Origin of the sequence: Armatimonas rosea (genome assembly GCF_014202505.1) — a bacterium.
Classification (GTDB): domain Bacteria; phylum Armatimonadota; class Armatimonadia; order Armatimonadales; family Armatimonadaceae; genus Armatimonas; species Armatimonas rosea.
In genome coordinates this window covers 1,375,428-1,396,497 of sequence record NZ_JACHGW010000002.1, presented here as the reverse complement: position 1 = coordinate 1,396,497, position 21,070 = coordinate 1,375,428, and the positions used below count along the sequence as shown (strand labels likewise).

Annotated in this window: 22 protein-coding genes and 1 tRNA gene; 7 read left to right on the top strand and 16 right to left on the bottom strand. The window is 62.8% G+C overall.

Annotated features, from left to right (window positions below; genetic code table 11):
- Positions 1-16 precede the first annotated feature (16 nt).
- Positions 17-1,324, bottom strand: a complete 1,308-nt coding sequence (locus HNQ39_RS14430; RefSeq protein ID WP_184197313.1) for an alpha/beta fold hydrolase — start codon at positions 1,322-1,324, stop codon at positions 17-19.
- A gap of 37 nt (positions 1,325-1,361) precedes the next feature.
- On the opposite strand from HNQ39_RS14430, the gene HNQ39_RS14425 reads away from it, so the two are divergent.
- Positions 1,362-2,030, top strand: coding sequence for a DUF1559 family PulG-like putative transporter (locus tag HNQ39_RS14425; RefSeq protein ID WP_184197310.1), 669 nt, complete (start codon positions 1,362-1,364; stop codon positions 2,028-2,030).
- Positions 2,031-2,046: 16 nt separating this feature from the next.
- On the opposite strand, the gene HNQ39_RS30815 is transcribed toward HNQ39_RS14425, so the two are convergent.
- The 6 genes from HNQ39_RS30815 to HNQ39_RS14395 form a co-directional block, all read right to left on the bottom strand.
- Positions 2,047-2,412 (bottom strand): ankyrin repeat domain-containing protein, encoded by a 366-nt coding sequence (locus tag HNQ39_RS30815; protein ID WP_425503568.1) that lies wholly within the window; start codon positions 2,410-2,412, stop codon positions 2,047-2,049.
- Positions 2,413-2,569: 157 nt separating this feature from the next.
- Positions 2,570-3,178, bottom strand: a complete 609-nt coding sequence (locus tag HNQ39_RS14415) for a hypothetical protein (RefSeq protein ID WP_184197304.1) — start codon at positions 3,176-3,178, stop codon at positions 2,570-2,572.
- Between the two features lie 25 nt (positions 3,179-3,203).
- The gene (locus HNQ39_RS14410) at positions 3,204-3,956 is read right to left on the bottom strand and encodes a hypothetical protein (protein ID WP_184197301.1); all 753 of its coding nucleotides are present in this window, start codon (positions 3,954-3,956) and stop codon (positions 3,204-3,206) included.
- Between the two features lie 31 nt (positions 3,957-3,987).
- On the bottom strand, positions 3,988-4,950 hold the full coding sequence (gene nadA, locus HNQ39_RS14405; RefSeq protein ID WP_425503567.1) for a quinolinate synthase NadA: 963 nt from the start codon (positions 4,948-4,950) through the stop codon (positions 3,988-3,990).
- 94 nt (positions 4,951-5,044) lie between these two features.
- The gene (locus HNQ39_RS14400) at positions 5,045-6,748 is read right to left on the bottom strand and encodes an NHL repeat-containing protein (protein ID WP_184197298.1); all 1,704 of its coding nucleotides are present in this window, start codon (positions 6,746-6,748) and stop codon (positions 5,045-5,047) included.
- 23 nt (positions 6,749-6,771) lie between these two features.
- A complete protein-coding gene (locus HNQ39_RS14395; RefSeq protein ID WP_184197295.1) occupies positions 6,772-8,496 on the bottom strand; it encodes a YncE family protein in 1,725 nt (574 codons plus the stop codon).
- 235 nt (positions 8,497-8,731) lie between these two features.
- On the opposite strand from HNQ39_RS14395, the gene HNQ39_RS14390 reads away from it, so the two are divergent.
- Positions 8,732-9,310 carry a biotin transporter BioY gene (locus HNQ39_RS14390; protein ID WP_184197292.1) on the top strand — a complete coding sequence of 193 codons (579 nt, stop codon included), beginning with the start codon at positions 8,732-8,734 and terminating at the stop codon, positions 9,308-9,310.
- Here the strand turns inward: HNQ39_RS14390 and HNQ39_RS14385 are convergent.
- From HNQ39_RS14385 to HNQ39_RS14360, 6 genes are all read right to left on the bottom strand, one after another.
- A complete protein-coding gene (locus HNQ39_RS14385; RefSeq protein WP_184197289.1) occupies positions 9,298-10,149 on the bottom strand; it encodes a hypothetical protein in 852 nt (283 codons plus the stop codon). The two genes, HNQ39_RS14390 and HNQ39_RS14385, sit on opposite strands and share 13 nt — an antisense overlap.
- Position 10,150: 1 nt before the next feature.
- Positions 10,151-10,822, bottom strand: a complete 672-nt coding sequence (locus tag HNQ39_RS14380) for a PEP-CTERM sorting domain-containing protein (protein ID WP_184197286.1) — start codon at positions 10,820-10,822, stop codon at positions 10,151-10,153.
- 14 nt (positions 10,823-10,836) lie between these two features.
- Positions 10,837-11,964, bottom strand: a complete 1,128-nt coding sequence (locus HNQ39_RS14375; RefSeq protein ID WP_184197283.1) for a hypothetical protein — start codon at positions 11,962-11,964, stop codon at positions 10,837-10,839.
- A gap of 3 nt (positions 11,965-11,967) precedes the next feature.
- Complete coding sequence (locus tag HNQ39_RS14370; protein ID WP_184197280.1) at positions 11,968-12,660, bottom strand: hypothetical protein; 693 nt, start codon at positions 12,658-12,660, stop codon at positions 11,968-11,970.
- The gene (locus HNQ39_RS14365; protein ID WP_184197277.1) at positions 12,657-13,199 is read right to left on the bottom strand and encodes a hypothetical protein; all 543 of its coding nucleotides are present in this window, start codon (positions 13,197-13,199) and stop codon (positions 12,657-12,659) included. Before HNQ39_RS14365 ends, HNQ39_RS14370 begins: the two co-directional genes overlap by 4 nt.
- Positions 13,200-13,280: 81 nt before the next feature.
- Positions 13,281-15,854 (bottom strand): ATP-binding protein, encoded by a 2,574-nt coding sequence (locus HNQ39_RS14360; protein ID WP_184197274.1) that lies wholly within the window; start codon positions 15,852-15,854, stop codon positions 13,281-13,283.
- Between the two features lie 92 nt (positions 15,855-15,946).
- Here HNQ39_RS14360 and HNQ39_RS30585 point away from each other — a divergent pair, with 92 nt between their 5' ends.
- A complete protein-coding gene (locus HNQ39_RS30585; RefSeq protein ID WP_184197271.1) occupies positions 15,947-17,443 on the top strand; it encodes a PcfJ domain-containing protein in 1,497 nt (498 codons plus the stop codon).
- On the opposite strand, the gene HNQ39_RS14350 is transcribed toward HNQ39_RS30585, so the two are convergent.
- The 3 genes from HNQ39_RS14350 to HNQ39_RS14340 form a co-directional block, all read right to left on the bottom strand.
- Entirely contained in the window at positions 17,382-17,990 is a 609-nt protein-coding gene (locus HNQ39_RS14350) for a YcxB family protein (RefSeq protein ID WP_184197268.1), read from the bottom strand. The genes HNQ39_RS30585 and HNQ39_RS14350 overlap by 62 nt on opposite strands.
- Positions 17,987-18,379 carry a YcxB family protein gene (locus HNQ39_RS14345; protein WP_184197265.1) on the bottom strand — a complete coding sequence of 131 codons (393 nt, stop codon included), beginning with the start codon at positions 18,377-18,379 and terminating at the stop codon, positions 17,987-17,989. The genes HNQ39_RS14350 and HNQ39_RS14345 overlap by 4 nt, the downstream gene beginning before the upstream one ends.
- A gap of 161 nt (positions 18,380-18,540) precedes the next feature.
- Positions 18,541-18,804, bottom strand: a complete 264-nt coding sequence (locus tag HNQ39_RS14340) for a hypothetical protein (RefSeq protein ID WP_184197262.1) — start codon at positions 18,802-18,804, stop codon at positions 18,541-18,543.
- A 63-nt stretch (positions 18,805-18,867) separates the two neighbouring features.
- Between HNQ39_RS14340 and HNQ39_RS14335 the strand changes: the two genes are divergently transcribed.
- From HNQ39_RS14335 to HNQ39_RS14320, 4 genes are all read left to right on the top strand, one after another.
- Positions 18,868-19,911, top strand: a complete 1,044-nt coding sequence (locus HNQ39_RS14335; RefSeq protein ID WP_184197259.1) for an SGNH/GDSL hydrolase family protein — start codon at positions 18,868-18,870, stop codon at positions 19,909-19,911.
- Positions 19,908-20,360: a VOC family protein gene (locus HNQ39_RS14330; protein WP_184197256.1), complete on the top strand. Its 453-nt coding sequence runs from the start codon at positions 19,908-19,910 to the stop codon at positions 20,358-20,360. Before HNQ39_RS14335 ends, HNQ39_RS14330 begins: the two co-directional genes overlap by 4 nt.
- A 33-nt stretch (positions 20,361-20,393) precedes the next feature.
- Positions 20,394-20,467 (top strand) — tRNA-His (locus HNQ39_RS14325).
- 146 nt (positions 20,468-20,613) lie between these two features.
- Positions 20,614-21,054, top strand: a complete 441-nt coding sequence (locus HNQ39_RS14320) for an Rrf2 family transcriptional regulator (RefSeq protein ID WP_184197253.1) — start codon at positions 20,614-20,616, stop codon at positions 21,052-21,054.
- The last annotated feature ends 16 nt before the right edge of the window (positions 21,055-21,070 follow it).

The following is a 21,070-nucleotide window of genomic DNA, read 5'->3' as shown; positions in this document are numbered from 1 at the left end:
TTTTATTCTACCACGGTCAGTGCTTGCCAAAGAACGCGATAACATCTCCCAGAGCGTCTTGGACCACTGTCAGGTGCTCGCAGTGGGGGTAGACCTTGCACTCTATCTTGAGCGCCTTGGCGAGGCTCTGGGCCATGGGCTTGCCAAAGTCCGCCTCGCCCGCCCCGACCAGAAACGGGGGGAGCGTGCCGGGATCGGAGCGCACCGCGCCACCGCCGCCCAGCACGGCAACCGCGGCAAAGAGCTTGGGATTGGCCTGCGCCGCCTGCACCGCCATCGCCGCCCCCATCGAGTGCCCGGTCAAAAAGACACGCTTGGGGTCGTAGGGGTAGAGCGTGCCGAGCTCGGCGAGAAGCTCGGGGAGCTGGCCCAGCCCCGCGCCGTTTCGCAGGGTCAGCAAGAGCCAGCCCCGCTCCTCACAGAGCCGCACGAGCTTGCCCGCGCCGTAGGTATCGAAGAACATGTTCTCCGAGCCGCCCGCCCCATGGAGCGCGATCACCAGCGGCAGGGGCTTGCCGGACGCTACCGCCTTGGGGGCGAGCAGCCGCACAGGGGCCTTGGCCAGCGTCAGCCAGAACTGCCCGGGGCGCTTCTTCCCCCAGAGCGGCGCACTCTTCGCCGCCGCCTCGGCATCCCGCAGGAGCTTCAGCCCCGGAAAGTCCGTCTCCAGCGCCTCGCCCGCCGCAAGCTTTTTGAGGGTCCCGCGCAGGTGCACCACCGACGGCTCTTTACTACTCTCCAGTGCCGCCAGTCGCACACCGAGATCTTTGACGAGCGCCAGGTTCAACAACCTGCTACCAATACTCCGGCGAGGGTCGGCTCCAGCATCTACCTCAACACTGAGGGAGGGTTCGCCTTCGCCACCACGATAATTATCCAGAGGATACGTGAGGGTCTGCGGGAGTGCCTTGAGCGATTGCACTACTACACTCGATGATCGTATTGAAACGACTCCCGTCGGGCCAACCGTGAACGTGACCGCTTCCGGAGCTTTCTCGGAGGTCTCGTAGAGCGACGCGAGGGTGAGAGTGACGAACTTGGCTCCACTGTCTAGGAGCCGCACTGAGGGGGTGACGGCCAGCGATGCAACCCACGGGTGCGGTCGAAAACTCTCACTACTCCGGAAGAGCTGGGCCGATGCCAGGTCCAGAGGTTTCGCACTGGCGGCGGGGCCGCCCGCAAAGAAGCCCATCACGGCCTGATTGACCAGCGGCAGGACCTGGCGCTTCTGCTCAGGAGTCGCCGTCTCCCAGAGTAGCTCGAACTGACGCAGGCGCTGGCCGGTCTCGTAGCGCGCCGCGACGGGGTCTTTTTGTTGCCTCATGGGGCTATTGTAGCACCGAGTCTGGTAGAATCCGGGCATGCGTCCCCGCTCCGGTTTCACCCTCATCGAGCTCCTGGTTGTGATCGCCATCATCGCGATTCTCGCAGCGATTCTCTTCCCGGTCTTTGCCCAAGCTCGGGAGAAGGCGCGCCAGACCTCCTGCGCGAGTAACCTGCGGCAGCTCGGGCTGGCGGTGCTTCAGTATGTCCAGGACTATGACGAGCGCTTCCCCCTGATCGGCTACCCGACTAGCACGTCGCCGTTTTACTCGAACTGGCACGATCTTCTGGACCCCTACGCCAAGAACGCCCAGATCAGCCTCTGCCCCAGCAGCCTCATCCCCAAGACCGACTCCAACGGCAAGACCAGCACGCACTTTGGCTACAACGCGGTCTACCTCACGGGCATCAGGCTGGACTTCTCCAACTACCAGACCGCCGCCGGAGTCGCGCTTGCGGAGATCAACACCCCCACCGAGACCGTCCTGCTCACCGATGCCCAAGCCAGCATCACCAGCTTCTGCGGCCCCGACGGCAAGTACCTGCTGCCCCCGAGCAACCCGACCACCCCCTGCTGGGGTCGCCCCGCCACGGTGCACAGCAAGGGAGTCAATATCCAGTGGACCGACGGCCACATCAAGTGGCAGCGCCCCGAGGCCTTCTACGCCAACCAAACCCCCACCGATAAGTTCTTCGACCTACAGTGAGGAGCCAGCAAGCCCCTCAAATCCTCGCTCTCCAGTGTCCCAAAGCAAGCTCAGGTTTGGCCCCTACCGCCATGAGTAAAGGTCTTGAGTACGAGTCTGCCCAATCAAGTGGGTGGTAGTTTTTGTGCATTCGGTTGGGATCGGCTCCGCAGTCCAGTAGCACCCCTATAATTTCAGGATAACCATCATCCAATGCTCGATGCAAGATGGGCCTTCCCGATTTCTCGGTGCAGTTTGGATCGCAGCCGTGCGCCACCAGTTTGCGAATGTATGCCGGACGCATCAGGGCACTCCAGAGTAGGCAGCTTGCTCCCGATTTTGCATACTTGGCAAAGCCTTGGCTCAGCAAGTAGTCAAAAGCTTCATCGTCGTTGTGGCGCATGGCATGACGCAGCCATTCCGTCCGTTCCCACCGATTGAGCACCGACAGATCACAACCCCGACGCCAGTAATCCACAGGAGAAGCTTCCTCTCCTTGGAGCGCACTCAGGAGCCTTGCTTCCCAATCTATAGGTGGCGGAAGACGCACAGGAGTGCCCCTAACTATCCCGCAAGATTGCAATCAGCACTCGCGTCAGCCTCTCGGTGTCACGAGGAACTCCTAGAATCTCTAGGTCTTGTGTGATGCGCTTCTCTGCACGATCCAGCCGTCCAAAGCGCCAGAGATCGCCGAAGGAAACCGCTCCATAGATCACGTTGGAGGTCATGTCCCCTTGCTGGTCTACCGCGATCAGCTCCGCACAGAGCTGCGAGAAGCCTCGGCTCAGATCTCCCTGCTTTGCTTCGACAACACAGATATTTTGATTGGCACGCAGATAGTAGTCGAGCGAGCCCTTGAGCTGGTCGCTCACCCGAATCCCGTACTCGGAGCGCAGGTTGGCATTCAGATACTGAGCAACCTCAAAAAGCACCGGCGCGATCAGAAACTCCCGCCGCATCATCTCGCTCTCAAAATCAAGATGCGAGACCGCATAGGTCAGCTTGCTCTGAAGGGAACCAAGCCACGGCAAGTCTTCCGGCGCTTCCGAAAGGGAGAGGTTCTCCGCGACAAAGCCAAACCCAAATGCCTCCGCCAGATCACGCGGGCTGGCGGTGAGCTTGTAGTAATCATGGAAACCACGAACCGTGGTAGGCAGTGTAAGTTGCATCGTCTCTCCTTAATGTTGAGTGGCCTTATGGTAGCAGGTCGCCGTCAACCGAAAACTGCCGCACTTCTCCGTTGCCAAGCGGCACGTCAAAGGTTGAAGCATCCAAAAATATAGCGGCACCAACAAAGGCACATTCTGCAATCACTGCTTCCTCGGGTTGCCATCCCGGCTCTATTTTCGTTTCAATCTCAATAGGTTCACAATACTTTCCAGTGAGGACGTTCCCAATAATGATAAAGCCACAGATAAAAGTGCCCCCTTCAGAAATACTCTCATACGGGTCGTCTTCCTCGTCATGGCTCCACCAAGCAAGTTTGTCCATTGTGCCCGAAAAACAGAGAACGAGATGAGAACCATTTGAACTGAAAACGGGATACTCCGCCAGCGTGTTCGAACCATAATAACTTAACTCAGAACGCTCTTGTAGCCCCCCATTGCTCCAGTGAAGAAAATCTACGCCGGCCTCTGTCTGGTCGCGCCAGACTCCCACCGCCTCACAGCCAGACGGTGAGATCACGACCGCTATCACTTCGCCGAGGCCAGCCAGGTGTGTTGCAGAACCCGTCAAGTTCCCACTAGGCCATTGGTGGAGTTCATAGGTACGATCTCCCCAGCCTTTCCCGAGCAGGTACTGATTTCCATTATCGAACCAGCGTAGGGCTTCCACTTCACCAAGCTCGGCGACTTTCGCCCCAGAGTCAAGCCGATAAATTCCACCTCGGCTGTGCCCCTCGCTCAGCGCAATATGGATCCCGTCAGGGTGGCGATCCAGTACCATGTGTTCATGGAATTTCAGCATCGGCGGTCTCTTATTTATTTGGGGCGACGGGCTGAATCTTGGCGCTCCACTCTAGCATGCGGCGTAGGGGAACCTCGGATTTCACGCGCAGGTCCTCGTCCATGTGCAGCTCGGGCTGGCCGTCTTTGAGGCAGAGGTAGAGTTTTTCCAGCGTGTTGAGGCGCATGTAGGGGCAGGTGGCACAGGTGCAGCCGGAGTTGGGCGGGGCGCAGACAAACTCGGCATCGGGGCGGGCTTTTTCCATCTGGTGGAGGATTCCAACCTCGGTGTTGACCACGAACTTCTTGTGCTCGGGGTGGGTCTTGACATAGTTCAGCAGCGCCAGGGTCGAGCCGATAAAGTGCGCCTTCGCCAGCACGGCCTCCTCGCACTCGGGGTGCGCGATCACGCAGGCATCGGGGTGGGCGGCCATCAAGGCGGCGAGGCGGCGGGCGTTGAACTGCTCATGGACAATGCAGAAGCCCGGCCAGAGCACCATCTCGCGTCCGGTTTGTTTTTCGACCCACTTGCCCAAGTGCCGATCCGGGCCAAAGACAATCGGCTGGTCTTTGGGGATCATGTCCACGAGCGCCACGGCGTTGCTGCTGGTGACAATCAGATCGCTCATGGCCTTGACCGCGGCCGAGGAGTTGATGTAGTTGACCACATAGTGCCCGGGGTACTGCTTGAGCCACTCGGCGTAGACATCGGCGGGGCAGCGGTCGGCGAGCGAGCAGCCGGCATCGAGGTCGGGGAGGTAGACGGGCTTGGTGGGATTGAGGATCTTGGCGGTCTCGGCCATGAAGTGGACACCGCAGAAGACAATGCAGTCCGCCTGGGTCTTGGCCGCGGCCTGTGCCAGCGCGAGCGAGTCCCCCACGAAGTCGGCGAGGTCCTGGAGCTCGGAGTCCTGGTAGTAGTGCGCCAGGATCACCGCGTTTTTCTCTTTTTTGAGCTTGAGAATCTCGGCGACGAGGTCCAGTGACGGATCAATCGCAGCGGCGCGGGCGGTCAGGTCGTAGGGGTTGGACTGGTGCATGTCCCGCACCAGGGTCAGGTTCTTCATGGCCTATTGTACCCCCCTCGCCCTAGAGACCGGGAACCGTGTCGTAGAGGAGGAGCCGTAGCAGACCTGAGCCATTGTTGGTGGTCAGCAGGAGCGCAAGGCCATGCTCACCCCAGTTACACGCGGAGCGGATGTCGGAGGCGTTGACACTCACGGGGGTCGAGAAGTCCGCGAAGTTGGGGAGGAGCCTCGGGAGTGTCAGGGATGTCTGCTCGGTGAGTGTCTCGGGAGTGATCACCGATAGCTTCGTGCTGTTTGTCCCATTGTAGAAATCGCTCACCGTGAGATACGCGTGGTTGACCAGGACCTTCAGCAGAGGATTGGATCCGTAGCTTGGCGTGAGAGAGCTGAGGAGCTTTCCGGTTGTGGCCTCGTAGATCCGGCCAAACCCATCGACAAGCTGCCCCTGGTTGTAGCGTCCACTCGCGGTTTTCTGAGTCTTCCCCACAAATCCCTCTGCCCCAATCTCTGCCCGGAGCCCATCAGTGACTCCCCCAATAAAGGCGACTGTTCCGTCGTCGTTGCAGGACAAGGTATTGAGCGTGATGTAGGTATCGGGTGTCGCGAGCACCCCGCGTAGAGAGATCGGCCGCGGCGTCTCGCCGTCGTAGACCCAGACATCCGGGTCCCCATTGAACCAGCCGACCAGGACCCGATTCGGAGCACCGGGGAGGGGCGTAAAGAGCGGGCGGCTCCCCTGGCTATTGGCAGGCGGGAGAATCCGCTCACGGACAATGCCATCGTTGAGGGTGATCCGCAGGATCGTGTTGATCGCGCTGGCGTAGGCATAGACCGAGCTGCCATCGGGGGTGAGAACCAGGTCCGAGAGCCCGCCCCCTTGGATCACATACGGCGTGCTCAGCGTGCGCGTGGCAAGGTCAAGGCTCTGGAGAGTGTTAGAGATCGACGTGGCGGTGTCGGCAAACCAGATTCGCTGCCGCCGCGCATCCCACACCAATTGGTACGTATTCAAGCCAGTGAGCGAGCTCCCCGAGCCGAGAGGCACCACCCGGCTTACCGTGATAGTCTCGGGCGCACTGAGCTGGTCGTTGACCCGCACGCGCACCCGTGCCGTCCCCTCCGCGACTCCATAGAGGATGCCAAAGCTCAGCGCACTGGCGGGGGTAAGGGTCGTCACGGTGCCACTTCCCTCCAGGATCTCCACCGCCACCGAGCCGGGGCTGAGCGCCAGGAGGTTGCCCGCACGGTCCCGCGCCGAGAGCGCCAGGTTGCTGTAGCTCCCCACCGGAAAGACCTGCCCTGGGGCCAGGGTCACCGATGCCACCAGGCCCTCAACCACCACATCCGGGAGGAGGCCATCGGGCGCGGTGAGCTCCACCTGCTGCTGGGCCACCGCCACGAGAGTCCGGGTCGCGCCATTGTCGGAGTCGAGGTAGTCGTAGAAGCGCACGGTGAGCTCCACCCGACCCACGGGGATATCGGTCGTGAGCTCGTAGATCTTGGTGTGCTCCGCCGCGGTTCCGTAGTCCCGAAAGGCTGAGAACGAGGCGGTTAGCTCAGTGAGGACCAGCGAGCGCACCGAGATCTCCGCGAGCCGAGCGCTGGCGGGCCCACTGAGCGCACGGCTACGCGCCGCCCAGCGGATGGCGACACGGGGGCGCAGGCGGATGAGGAGCCCCGGTGCAGGGATGTCCCCGCCCCCACCACAGCCCGCCAGTGCAAGCCCGGTACCACCGAGCAGTAAGGTTCGACGTGAGAATGGCATGTGACAATTTTATCCTAACGAACTTAACCGACTTGATCCAGGATAACCAAGAGCGGGAGCGTCGCCCCCGTCGCGGGGCTTGCCAGCAGCGCGACCCCCTTCGCTCCCCAGCCCTGCGGTGGGAAGTGCCAGTTGGATGTCCCTCCTGCACCGCTCGCCTGGTACGGCAGGCCGGTGGGGAGCGCGTAGGTGGCGGGCTCAAAAGTTGGGGTGGCACGCACCACGGAGAGCGAGTCCGACGTGTTGTAGGGAAACCCAAGGTAGCGCCGCTGGAGCGGCGTGCTCGGGACCACACTGCCGAGGCTGGTCGTGGTCAAGGGTGCCCCTGTGACCAGGTCGTAGACCATGCCATCGAGGGCGAGGAGCTGGCCGAGGTAGGGACGACCAACCGTCACCGCTTCAAGACTTCCCACCACAAACCCCTCCGGCCCGATCGCCACCCGCCAGCCGTGGGTGCCGGCCCCCAGGTCTGCAAAGTAGGCATAGCTGCCATCATCGCGGACCGTGGTTGTCCCCAGATAGACCTCATTGGGCCCCAGGGGCATCCCCGCGGCGGCGAGAACCGTGCGGACCGTGTTGGGCCGCGCTACCTCCCCGTCGTAGATCCAGGCTTCGTCGTTGTAGTAGCTCCCCAGCCGCGCTCCCGAGATCAGCACCGTGTTGGAGGCTCCGGGCAGGGGACAGAGATGCGGGAAGCGGTTGAAGGAGCTGTAGGGAAGCTTCACGGGGATACGCTCCTGGATCACCCCATCGGAGAGGCGAATCCGAACCACCGTCCGGCTGCCGTCGCTGTAGCCGTAGAGCGATGTGTTATCCGGGGTAAGGACGATCCGCTGGAGCCCTCCACCGGGGAGGGTGAACGAGACATCGGTGGTCCAGGTCAGTGGGTCAAAACGGTACAGGGTATTGCTCCCCGTGAGCGCCCGGTCCACGCACCAGAAGCGCTGCCGCGACTCGTCCCAGACCAGCTCCGCCAGGTCCAGAAACCCACAGCGGATCCCCTCGGCAAGGGAAAGAGACGCCACGACGCTCACCGCGACGGGCGCACTCACGGTGTCGCCCAGGCGAACCCGGACGCGGCCCGTTCCGGGAGCCAGCCCCCGAATCACCAGTGCCGCCACCGTGTACGGGTAGATCGGGGCCGCCGCCTCCTCGCGTAGCACACTTCCCGCCCCCTCGACAATCTCATAGACCGGCAGGTGGGGCTGGAGCGCCAGTAGGTTCCCCTGGCTGTCCCGCGCCTCAAACCCTGTCGTGAGGATATCGTTGGTGAGCAGCGTCGGGCGAAACAGCACCTTGAGCTGGGCGATCTTCCCCTCCACCACCACATCGGGCAGGGTGGGGTTCTCGCTGCGGAGCTCCACCTGCCCCTGCGCCACCGCCACCAGCGTGCGGTGGGTCTCGTCGCTTCCCTCAAACGCCCGGTCAAAGAAGCGCGCTGTCAGCTCCACGGGACCGGCGGGAATGGCGAGGGGAAGCTCGTAGGTAAGCGTGTGCTCCAGGTTCGTCGTCCGTGAGATCAGGAGCGAGGCGATCTCCTCCGGTGCGAGCAGCGAGCGCACGGTGACATCGACATAGTTCGCCGTGCTGGGGGCATTTAGCGCGCGCCCTTGCTGCGCCCAGTGCAGGGTCACCTTGGGGCGAACGCGTGGCAACGAGGCAAGGTCGATAAGGGGCTCACTGCCACCACAGCCGGCGAGAGAGAGTGCTGCTCCTCCCAGCAGCAGGGTACGACGAGAGAGAAGCATGGGCTAATTTTAGCCTACCTGCGTGCACTCTGCACACAAGCAATACCGTGCGAGGGGTTGAAAATCCCTCGCTAGGGGCCGGGTGCCCTCTGGGCGTTGCCGAACGCCCTCACGGGCGGGTAAGTCCACACCTCCTCGTCCGGCAGGACATTCCGCCGAAGGCGTTCAGCGAGGAATTTTCAACCCCTCGCATTCGTTCGCCTCTCTAGCCCCCATCGGGTACACTGCCTGCCGTATGTCCCTCACCCTTGCCCCCGCTCCGCGCACGCTTGCGGAGACTCTCGCGCTTCCTTCCTGGCTCCTGGTTCCTGCCGCTTCCCTCGTGATCGCTGCCTGTGCCCAAGTGGCGATTCCCCTGCCCTTCACGCCCGTCCCCCTGACCGGCCAGACCTTCGCTGTCTTGCTCACGGGCATGGCCCTCGGGAGCCGCCGCGGGGCGCTGGCGGTTGCGCTCTATGTCCTGGAGGGCGCACTCGGGCTACCGTTCTTTGCCGGCGGCGCGGCGGGGCTGGCGAAGCTGGTCGGCCCGACCGGCGGCTACCTCTGCGCGTTTCCCCTCGCCGCCTTTGTCGCCGGCCTGCTCGCCGAGCGGGGCTGGGACCGCAAGCCGCTCACCACCGTACTCGGAATGCTGGCCTCCAGCCTGACCATCTTTCTCTTTGGCGCGCTCTGGCTGGCGCACTTTGTGGGGGGAATCACCCCGGCAGTGGTGCAAGGCGTGTTGCCTTTCCTGCCGGGGGATGTGCTCAAGTCGCTCCTAGCCGCCGGGCTCCTGCCAGGTGCCTGGCAGCTGACCCGCAATCAGACGCGCTGACCCACCCCTTGGGTCGTGACCACGAGCTCCAGCCGAAGCTTCGCCTTACGCGGAGGAAGCGTGAACGAGATATCTTTACTGAGGTCGTTGATCTCTAGGACGCTGTTCTCCTCTTTGGTAGAAGAGTACTTAATGTCTTTTGTGAACGTCGGCTTCTGCCCTTGCGCGACACTCGCAGAGAAGTGGTAGAGCGAGCGCCCTTCCGCATTGACCTGAACCTCAAACGACGACTGTCCCTGGGTGGCGGGGATCTCCTTGGTAGTCAACCGTAGCTGCTTCAGACGGAGCGCGATAGGCAACGTGAGAGCCTTCGGGCCACGGGCGGTGCGGCTAATCTCCACAAAGGTTCGGCGCACGATCGTGTAGGTCACTTTCCGGGTCGTGGCCGCAGTCCGCTTGACATCTGCCTGGTTGTCGATGCGGTCAAAGGCCATTCCCACGTCCCCTGCCGTGCTCGGGAGCCGCTGCAGCTCCTCGAAGGCAAACCACTTTCCCGGCGTCAATCCCCCCGTCGTCAGCTTGGATGTCGTCGTTGTTGTGGTGGTGGTCGTGGTGTTTCCGTTTTCGTCGGTAGTGGTGGTGGTCGTAGTCGTCGTGGTCGTCCCGGAGTCGTCTTTGCCACCACCTTTATCGCCGCCCTTGTCTCCCCCGGAGCCAAAGAGTGCCACCCCGGCTTGGATAACCGCAGCGGCCGCTCCCACCACGGCTGCGCCCGCCACCACAAGCTCAAGCCCACCGACCACCGCGGCGGGGGTGTCTGCGCGAGAGGGCTTAACGGGGATCAAGAGAACCGTGGTCGCCAGCAGGAGCGAGACTGATTTTTTCATTCGTGTTGTCATCTTAGTTTCCTTTTTGAAGCGCACGGCGGCGGACGATCCAGACAAGCCCCCCCACGGTAAAGAGCCCAATCGTTCCCGGCTCCGGCGCAGACGCACCAGCCGAACCGATCAGCGTAAAAACAGCGGGAGTGCTATCAAAGAAGAAGTCCGCCTTTTTCCCGACAACCAAGTCCACCGTGTCTCCTGCGGTTAGGGCGAGACTGGTGCTAAAAAACGGGTTGGTATCCGTTGTCGCAGCGAAGAAAAGTGGTGAGCTTGTGTTGTTGTTGTGGACTACAAACATCTCCGTATCCCCGAAGTCACCGATAAAGCACTGCGCCGAGAGGCTGTAGCTTTCGGTACTGGGGGCAGTAAATCGCAGAACCGTGTATTCGATAGGGCCAGGATGGAGATCCAGGAAGCCCATGGGAATACCATTGACAACACCACCGGTATCGTTGCGCCCAATGGTGGGGGCACCGAGGCTTTGCACGACGCTATGCTTCCATGAGGGAAAACTATCGGTGACATCAAAGAGGGTCAACGCACCGCCCAGTGTGCTGGAGAAGCCGTAGCTCCAAACGCCGTTGGCGTTGCCCTGGGTGATCGAGAAGTCCGTGGTGGCGTCGTAGGTCTGTGCGTGGGCAAGTGCCGTGAGCGAGAGCGCAAGAAGCGCGGTGAGAAGTCGTTTCATGGGGATATTTCCTTTCATTTAGCACCCGGCCAAGCAGCGCCTTTGGTGGGAAGTGACTGAGCAAGTGCCTTGCCCTCGGCAGTTTTCCAAGGGAGGCCGTAGAAACCGCCGCGCACGGCGGCAGTGGGAACCAGGCGTGCATCAAAAGCGGAGCCGCCTGTGGGGATCACGGTCTCGACAAAGTAGGCATTCTTTGCCAGGCTTAGCCCCGCGCCCTGCTCCGGGTGCGGCGCGATCGTGCCATCGGAGTTGACCGTGAAGCGCCAGGTGCGAACGAGCTTGCCCTCGACACTGTACTCCACCTCCCACTTGCCGGGATGGTCGCTGAGATTCACAAACGGGCTCTTCTGCGGGGAGGGCGTGTGGCTCCAGTCGAGGGGCAAGAGCAGGGAGACCTGCTGGAAGCGCAGGTACTCCGACGTGCTATAGCGCCAGAGCTGGTTCAGCACAACCTCGGCGGGCGTTCGGTCTTGGAGGATGCCATTGAGCTCGGTCATGACGGTCTTGCCATCCACGGTCAGCTTGCAGCGGCCCTGGTGAAAGGCACTATCCACCGTTGGGGAGAGCCAGAAGCTCAGCTCGACCGAGCGCTGAGACTGCACCGCGCCTCGTCCCCGCTGGTGGTAGGTCGGGTAGCGGGAGCCGCGCAGGTAGAGAATGCTATCGAGGACCTCACCGTGGCGCGAGACCACCAGTTCGGTCTGGTCCCCGAAGCGCACCGCTCCGACCTCAATGGTCTGGGTTCGTGCGAGATGCTCTCTCTTGGTGTCGCCGTCTATCACGAAGACCTTGACCGTGTAGAGCCCTGGGCCGGGGAGCTCTTGCTCGGTCTCCAGCGCCAGTGCGACCAGGAAGGGCTCGCTCCCTGCGACACGCTGCGCCTCCCTCTGGCCCGTCGCCACGGGCTTGCCATTCTTCTCCACCACGACCTTGAAGGTGCTATAGGCGGGGGCGCTTCCAAAGCAGCGGAGGGCAGCCTGGAGGAACCAGTGGCTGGTGCGCTTCCCATTGGCGGTTGTCGGTTTGTTCACCGCGCTAAAGAGTGTGTAGCCATCGTCCCAGAGCCAGCCATCGGGGAGCTGGGCATGAGCAGTGGCGGTGAGTGTCGCCAGCACTGCGGTACAAATAAAGAGCGCTTTCATGGTCTACTTCATCAACCGATCTAGAGCGACAGCATGCTGCTGAATCTTGATGCTTACCTGCGCCTTCAAGCCAGGTGCGGCGTGCCCTTTGGGGATCGTGCTCCCCGAGCCGGGCTTGATGCTGGTGGAACCACCACTCCCCCCACTTGCTCCCGTCTCACTCCCCGAGGACTCTTTAATGTCCTTGCTTTCGTCATCCTTTTTGCGCGCGGTGCTTGCGCTGTTTGCTCGCCCTCGCCGTCCTTGATTTCCTCCGATAAGCTGCTGAAGCAAGGAAAGAAGCTCACGTGTCTGGGTCTCAATCTCCTTCAGATCCTGCTCTCTCAAGGTTACGCCCTTACTTTTCAGAGTGCGCTCCAGCTCCTCACGGAAGGCTCCGGGGAGCGCGCCCCACTCGCTCCGGGGCTTACCGCTGGCCGCGAGATTGAGCGCGTAGCCGTAGGAGCAGACAGCAGTCAGAGCCTTGAGCGCACGCTCTTGGCTAAGAGGCATCCCTCGCCGAGTTCGCCCCAGTGTGCTCTCTAGCTCTGCCCTGAGCTGCCAAAGCTCAGCGGTATCGGTGGGGAGGTTGTCTAGGTTGCCTGCCTTGATGGTCTGGAGAGGGAGGCTCAGTCCTTGCTGTGCCAGAACCGGTCGCTGCACTCCCAGAGAGAGAGCGGCGATCAGTATTAGGGGAAACAGAGGAGACTGCCTCACTTCTTTACCTCCTGGACGAAGCCTTTCATGAAGTCAAACGCTACCTGCGCCGCCGCCGTTGCCAGCTCTTGGGCCGCTGCCGCGCCCGCTTTTACGGTCTCTACCGCTGCCTCGACCGCCTCGCCAGCGGCCTCGCCTGCTTTCTCTGCGGTGCTCTTCCGGCGGGCATTGCTTGTGCTACGCGCCTTCCGGTAGGCCACGGCGGCCTCGGCAATTTTTGTGGCTTGGGCAGGGGTGAGCTCGTGCTCTTTGAGGAGCTTTTCTAGCTGGCTGCGCTTGGTGCTCGCCTCCGAGTCACGAGAGCGCTGCCAGGCAAGACTGCTCGCCTTGACCAGAAGGGCCTTGAGCTCCGAGACATTCTCATTGGTGCAGAGGACGCTGGCCGTGGCCTTGCGGGGGAAGCGCCCGACCTGCTGGTCCAGTGTGCGCACATCGGCCTGTGTGTAGCCCCCTGGGGTGGGCGTGGTCTGCGCCCGGCTGGGTGCTCCCCCACTTAACAAGAGCCCCGCGCAGATCAAGAGTAAAGAAGTCTTTCGCATTGTCGTATCCTCTCCGTGATTCGGAATGGACACAGGTTAGCGAGGGGCGGTAAAAAAATCGTAAAAGTAGCGAGTGGGATTTTACGCCTTCGACGGCTGGCGTCGCTCGATCCGTCGAAGGACCTCATCCGGGGAGAGCTGGAGCCCCTCGGTCCAGTAGTAGGTGGTGCGCTCAGGCCCAAAGGCGGCGGTTGCCTGTGCCTTCATCCGGTCAATGGTCTGCTGGTCGCCCTCATCCAGGGGACGTCCAAGCTCCTCCCAGAGCCGACTTGCAACCGCCAGGGTGACCAGGCCAATGTCAAAGTGATCCCACTCGCCGTAGAGACAACCCAGGTTCCAGAAGGGAAAGTGGGCGGCTCCCCCCTCGCGTAGCTCCCAGAACGCCCGTGCCGCCTCAAGATAGGCATGACGCGCCCTAACTTCATCGCCCAGCCCGCGCGCGGCCTCCCCCAGGTTGTTCCAGACCTTCGCCAGGAGCCGGGGCAGGGCAAGCCGACGTCCCCGCTCTTCACAGGCCTCAAATGCCAAGAGAGCCGTCTCAAAGTCTCCCAGAACCAGTGCGAGCCGCCCACGATTGAAGAGAATATCGGTCAGGAGGCTACTGCGCCCCACCCGCCGTGCCGCATCGTCGGCGAGCGCCAGCAGACGACGGGTCTCTTCGGCATCCCCTCGCCGGGTCGCGAGCTGGGCCAGGGCATCGTAGGAGCGGGCATATCCCTCGGTGTCGTGCAGGGTAAGGCGCAGCGCCAGTGCCTGCTCGTGGTCACGCTTGCTCTGGTCAAACTCCTTCCTCAGAAAGGCAAGCCGGCCCCGCTGCCAGAGTGCCTGTGCCTCCAGGTGCGGCTCAGGGTGGGTTGCCAGGAGTGCCAAGGCTCGCTCCAGGTACTGCACCGCAACCGCAGACGCTTGGTTATCCACGGTAAGCGCTCCTAGCTGGATGCAGAGACTGGCCTCCGTGTGCCCTGAGAGCTCCGGGGCGGCGAGCGCTTGCTTGAGGAGCCCCACTGCCTCTTGGGCGTAGGCGCGGAGCGAGAAAAAGGGGCAGAGCGCGACAATCAGCAGAGCCGCGTCCTCCGCTTGCCCATCTGCAAGGCCCTCTTGAATCGCAGCGCTCAGGTTCTCACGCTCTGTCTCCAAGAGGGCAAGTGCCTGCTCCTCCGCCTTGGGATCGTCCGTGGCCTCGGCGACGAGTGCCTTGCCCCAGCGCAGGTGGGCCACGAGGAGCCCCGCTCTCTCGTCGGTGGTAAGCAGCAAGCTCGCAAAGTGGCGCAGGCTCTCCAGCATCGTGAAGCGAGCCCCCACAGGGAGCACCAGCGATGCCTCGGTCAGCGCCAGCAGATCGCGCAGGGTGTTGTCGGTGGGGCAGACAGCCTCCACCGCCTCCAGGGTCCAGCCCCCCCGAAAGACCGTCAGGCCACGAAGGAGCCCTTGCTGACGGGCCGTCAGCCGCTCGTAGCTGCTCAGAAACGCCGTCTCGACACTCCGGTGGCGCTGGGGGAAGCTCGCATCGTGCGCGGTGAGCAAGGGACCAAACTCGCCCCGCTCCAGCCGCTGCCGCATCTGGCGTGCGCTCAGAGCCCCCGCCCACGCCGCACAGAGCTCGATGGCAAGGGGCATCCCCTCCAGGCTCTCGCAGAGCGCCGCGATATCCGGGCTCTCCTCAAAGCCAGGCCGGACACGTCGTGCACGGTCCAAGAAGAGGGGCACCGCGCCCTCCTGGATCGGTAGGGTAGCGAGAGGAAAGCGACACTCGCCGGCTCCCCCCAGCACTTGGCGCGACGTAACAAGCAGGCGTAAGAGAGGCAAGCGCTCCAGGAGCTGCTGACACAGCACGGCCAGGCTCTCTGTCGCAAGGTGCTCCGCATTGTCTAGCACGAGCAAGAGCGGGTGCCCTCCAAGAAACCCTAGCACGGTCTCCAGCGGCTCCTGGTTTGGATTCAAAGGGAGCTGTACCGCCCTGGCGAGCGCGACCGGAAGCTGGCTCGCCTCCCGTAGCTCGATCAGCGAGACAAAGTACAGGTCGTCGAGCTCCCGCCGACGGGCAGCCTCCAGGGCAAGTCGGGTCTTGCCCATCCCCCCAGGCCCGGTGATGGTCACCCAGCGCTCGGTCTTAAAGCACTCGGCAAGCGCCGCCAGCTCAGGCTCTCGCCCGTGAAAGCGTGTGAGCGGCTGCGGGAGTAGCACTTGCCGGGCACACACAGACGCCCTATCGGGACAGGTGGCCTCCCGGAGCGCATTGAGCCGCTCGCGCTCCAAGACCAGTGCCTCTTCATAGAAGCCGGGAAGGAGCTCTCCTCGCCAGAGCAGGCTGGCCTCACGGAGCCGACCTTGCGTCACCAGAGCCTCCCACTGGGCCACATCGGTCTCGAATGTCCCAGGCAAGAGCCGAATCCCAAAGTGGCTGGCCTCAAAGACCGCCCCCAGCCGCTTGCGGAGCATCGAGAGCGCTTGCTTTAGCCGGTTTCGGCCGCTCTCCCACTCGGCATCGGGCCAGAGCGCTGCCACGAGCTCCTCACGTGGGTGGACATGCTCCGGGCGCAGGGCAAGGAGGGCCAAAAGAGCCGCTGTTTTACGCGCCTCAAACTGGGTGATAGTCTCGCCACTGGCTCCGATCACACGCAAGCCCCCCAGAAGCTCAAGACGCCACTGCGACATACGGGGTACCACTTCAGGATAGAGCGAGAAAACTCCTCCTTTACACGCGTTCCTACTTTTAGCAACACCCTCGCGGTTGTGGATACAGTGTCGTGAAGCAGACAAAATTTGGGAAAAGAATTCAGAACTGGCACCGCCCCCTCGCGCCCAACGCCCTCCGTGCCCGGTACCGTCGCCTGCGTGAGAAAGACCCGGGGCTGTTGACGCGTGCCGGTATCAGCGAGGAAGATCCTGGCGGGGAGGACTGGCCCTCCGACTGGTACGAGGACGAGATCGGGGAGGACGACACGCTCCCCTACTGGCACACCCAGCTCTGCTCCGCCGTCCTCCACGACCACGTGCCTCTCCGGGCCTTGGGGACGCTCTTCCCCGAGACGCCCCACGCCACACCCTCCCGTCTGTGGGAGGGATCGCCCGAGGCACTGGTCGCCTCCCTGGCCGCGCATGTCGAGCGGCTGACGCGCTACAAGGGCGACGATCCCGAGCTGGTGCTGACCCTTCGCGCGGCGCTGGACCGGCAGAGCCAGGAGCGCCTTCAGCAGTATCTCCCGAAGTCCGCCCGTGAGCTCTGTCTCTTCGCTCTGTTTTGGTACCGCTCGCCCCTTACCTGGCAGCCGGAGTCGGGGGTCTCGCTCCCCGAGCATCTCTTTGCCCCGTACCCCGTTCCTGCGTTTCTGAGCCAAGCACTGCGGCGCTCGATCCGCTTCCCGAACTACAAGTGGCTCTGCTGGTTGATTCTCCTAGGGCGCAGTGTCTCCCTCAAGAGCGCTGCCGCCACTTTTGGCTGGAACCTGCCCAGCAGGCTCCCGCACTTTCTGTCGCAGGTTCCCTCCCTGATGGCTCCCGAGCTCGCCTGCGCCTGCGCCGAGGTGCTGCGCCTCGGGGGCACAGAGGCAGACCTGCGCCGCCTTTGTCTGGATCGCTCCTACCTCCTCGACCCTACCGATCCCAACCTGGCTCCCGGTGAGCTGGACTTCTGGCGAGAGACGGTTCGCTGGCTGGGGGCACAGGGCGGAGAGCTCGTCCAGGGGGAGCTTGCGCAGGTCCTTGCCTGGGGCCGTCATCGCCACACTGAGGCACGGGCGCGCGGCGAGCAGCCCTTCCGCTGGAGCGGCCGCAGTGTCCAGGCCGTGCGTGAGCAGAGCCTCCTCTACCAGCGCAATCGCTACTCCTGGCGCTCCGGGGGAGAGCTCTACCGCTGGGATTCCCACGGCTGGGACTGGTCAGGTGAGGCCGCAGACGTCACCGGCTGGAGTGTCACCGAGCTCACGAAGAGCTCCCAGCTGGGCGAGGAAGGCGCGGCCCTTCGACACTGTGTCGGTGGCTACGGCAGGCGCTGCCACTCAGGGACCTCGGCGATCTTCTCCGTGCGCTACCAAGAGAAGCGCCGCGTGACTGTCGAGGTAAACCCCACCAATGGCGTCCTGGTTCAGGTCCACGGGAGCGACAACCGCCCGCCCGAGCCCGACGAGCAGCGGGTGGTGGCTCTCTGGCACCAGAGTGTCGTGCTCCCCGCGCTGGCCAAGGCTACCCCACCTGATCCTTGCTCTGGTACCACGCCTGCCGCTGCGGCTCAGGCGACGGGCTAGCCTGCTCCTGCCGGTAGCGCTCGACCGCGGCAAGAAACTCGGCCTGGTGCTGGGGCGTCGCAAAGAGAGACTTCGGTAGCTCCATGAGCTGGTTCTCCCCGATTCGGAACAGGATATAGCTCTCCGTCACGAGGACCTCGCGCACCCGCTTCCAGAAGTGGAGCTCCTCAGCGGTCTCGCCCCGGATACGCAGTCCCTCATCGTCCAGGGTCACGCGCTTCTTCCCGAAAAACTCGGCGTGTCTCCCTCGGCGCACCAGGGTCTGCACCACCTGCTTGATCTCACTGCGCGCCATCACCGGCGTGAGATGGTACGTGGCAAGCGCTGTCACGACCGCACAGGCAACCACCCCGAAGATGCGCAGCGGCAGTGCCAGCTCCGCCAGGATCGCCACTGCCAGGAAGACCAGAATAGAGACAACCAAGCAGAGCCCCCCGACAACCCCACGGAGCGCCCTCAGGCGCTTCTTCCCACGTTCGGAGTTTTCAAAGAGGGCGATATTTGCCGCCGTCCAGTGCTCCGGCGTCCGCTCGTACTCCAGGGTCACTGACTCGCTCCCGAGTGGGCTCTGTCGTAGTGCCGTGTCAGGGTCTCCAGAAACGCTGCCTCCGTCGGCTCGGTGCCAAACGCCCGCCGTGGGATAACGACATACTGCTCGGCAGGGGCGGCTAGGAAAAGATGACTCGGAGTCGGGTGCAACGCGCGAAGCTCCTCCCAGTCCCAAGACTGCACACCCTGGTCCGTGACCTGCCGTAGCCCAGCCTCCGTCAGAACAATATCACGCGAGAGAAAGAACTCTTGAAAGCCGCCCTTCTTCACGCTCTCTGAGATCGCTCTCTGCATCTTTTTAGGACTGACGGCATTCTTTGTCAGCGCGAAGTAGAGCCCATTTCCCAATGCAACCATAAGGGGTAGGTAGGGATACGGAAGTGCCATGACCCGTATCACAAAAAAGACAAACATATAGAGGGCAGCAGAGCCGAGCGCAACAAAAATAAGACGACTGCGTCTCTGGCTCGCTTTGTACTCCGGCGATTCGTTATTCAAGTACGTATGGAACGCGTGCAGATCGTCTTCCGTCAGCGCATAAGTGATCGTCACTTACGGGTCTCTGTGGACGGCTCGAAGCGAATCTCGATCTCAGGCGTGGGTGAGGGCGACGGATGCGCGTAGCGCTGCTGCATCAGCTCCAGAAAGACCCCGATATTGCGAATCCCCTGCCAGCCCATCGCGGAGATCAGGACGATCAGGAGCACAAAGAGGCGCAGGCTGATGTCCTTGCGCGCCTTGGGGGCCTCACGGTAGCGAGCGTCGAAGCGAATCTTGGTAGGGATGGGGGGCAGCTTTTCCTCGTCGTCCATTTTGCTCACTATACAAGATTTCCCAGGATTTTCCCGATGATTTGGTGAAGTGAGGCAGTACGAATGCAGCGACGGAGTTTTCTTCTGGGGCTGGTGTTTCTGGAGGCAGGGTGTATGGAGCAACAGGGTTTAGAGTGGCGCAGTGTCCGCGGCGACGAAGTAGAGGGCAAGGGCTGGGCGCAGACCGCCGCTCCCTTCGACCGCCTGCCGGAGCGCGCCCAGGCGACGGTCCCCCCGGCGGTCTGGAACCTCTCACGAAGCAGCGCGGGGCTGTGCTACCGGTTCGTGACGGCCAGCCCCCAGATCGGCGTCCGCTGGTCGGTGGGCGGGGAGCTGGCAATGCCACACATGCCGGCGTCGGGGGTCTCGGGCGTGGACCTCTACGGCCGGGGCAGCGACAACAAGTGGCGCTTTATCGGAGTCGGGCAGCCGCGCCAGCAGGTGGGCAACCAGGTGGTCTTTGCCGGCGCGAGCGGCGGGCTGCGCGAGTTCTGTCTCTACCTGCCCCTCTACAATAGCACGATACGCCTGGAGCTTGGCTGTGCCCCGGGGGCGGCGGCACTTCCCGCGCCCCCGCGTGCCCATAAGCCGATTGTCTTCTACGGGACGTCTATTACCCAAGGCGGGTGCGCGTCGCGGCCCGGCATGGCCTTCACGGCGATTGCGGCCCGAACCCTGGACCGCCCTCATCTCAACCTGGGGTTCTCGGGCAATGGGAAGATGGAGCTGGCACTGGCGGAGCTGCTTGGGGAGCTCGACGCGTCAGTGTTTGTGCTCGACTGCCTGCGCAACATGAGCGATGAGCTGGTGCGCGAGCGCCTGGAGCCGTTTGTACGCCGCCTGCGGGAGAAGCGCCCCACCACCCCGATTCTGTGTGCCGGCGATGCCTTCCTCGACAACCCGAAGGAGCCGTCTCGGAGCAAGCTCACCCGGGAGGCGGTCGAGAAGCTCACCCGGGAGGGGCTCCCGCACCTTCACTACCTCCCCATGCGCGGTGCTTGGGGCACCGACGGCGAGGCGACCGTCGATGGCGTCCACCCCACCGACCTGGGCATGTCACGCCAGGCCGAGGTCTTTGTCAAGGCGCTGCGAAAACTTATAGGATGACCGTCAACCACCTCAATATCGTGGTCGGGGACATGGCGCGCTCCCTGGCGTTCTATGTGGGGCTCCTCGGGATGCGCCAGACCTTCGACATTCTTCTGGAGGGAGAGTGGATCGAGGACGTTACCGGCTGCCCCCAGGCCAAGGCGCACTGTGTCTTCGTGATGCCCGACGGCGGGGGCTGCCGCCTAGAGCTCTTGCAGTACCTCACCCCGGAGGGCACCGCGCTCGCGCCGAATTCCCTCCCCAACACGCCCGGCCTGCGCCACTTTGCTCTGGAAGTAGACGACCTCGATGCCTGGTACGAAAAGCTCCGGGGTGCGGGGACTGTCTTTGTCTCCCCGCCGGTGACCGTCCCCTTTCGCATTGTCGAGGGGATCCAGAAGCGCCTCTGCTACTGCCACGACCCCGACGGGGTGATTGTCGAGCTGTGTGCACACTTGCGTAGCTAACAACGACGCGGTATAATCCTTCCTGCATTCGTGGCGGGTGTAGCTCATTTGGTTAGAGCGCCAGGTTGTGGCTCTGGAGGTAGCCGGTTCAATCCCGGTCATCCGCCCTTCGACACAGTACTTACGAGCCCCAGAGAGGGGGCTTCCGCAAGTGCCCCTTCCCCAAACAAACTTCAACAAGAGAAAAATTTAAAGATCGCCTTGACAGACCACCAACTTGTAACTATAATCATTACAAGAAACGAGCGAGAGTATGCGTATTGCCAGCCGGTTTGCCATTGGAATCCATATCCTAGCCCTCATGGAGGTCTACCCTGAGGTCGAGGCCACCTCGGACTTAATGGCGGCTAGCATCGGGGTCAATGCGGTGATCGTCCGCAATGTCACCGGGATGCTACGCCGAGCCGGGCTCGTCCGCACCCGACAAGGGGTTGCAGGGGCCCAGCTTGCCAAGCCGCTCCACGAGATCACGCTCCTGGAGGTCTATCGCGCCGTCCACGCAGTGGAGGAAGCGGACCTGTTTGCGCTCCATGAGAAGCCCCACCCGGCTTGCCTGGTGGGCAACAACATCCAGAAAACCCTGGAGGGAGTCTTCACCGAGGCGCAGCAAGCCATGGAAACGCGGCTCGCCCAGACCAGCATGGCCCAGGTTGTCACGCAGCTAAGAGTCGTCGCCGCGCAACGCGCGGCATAACCCGGTAGAGAGAGTG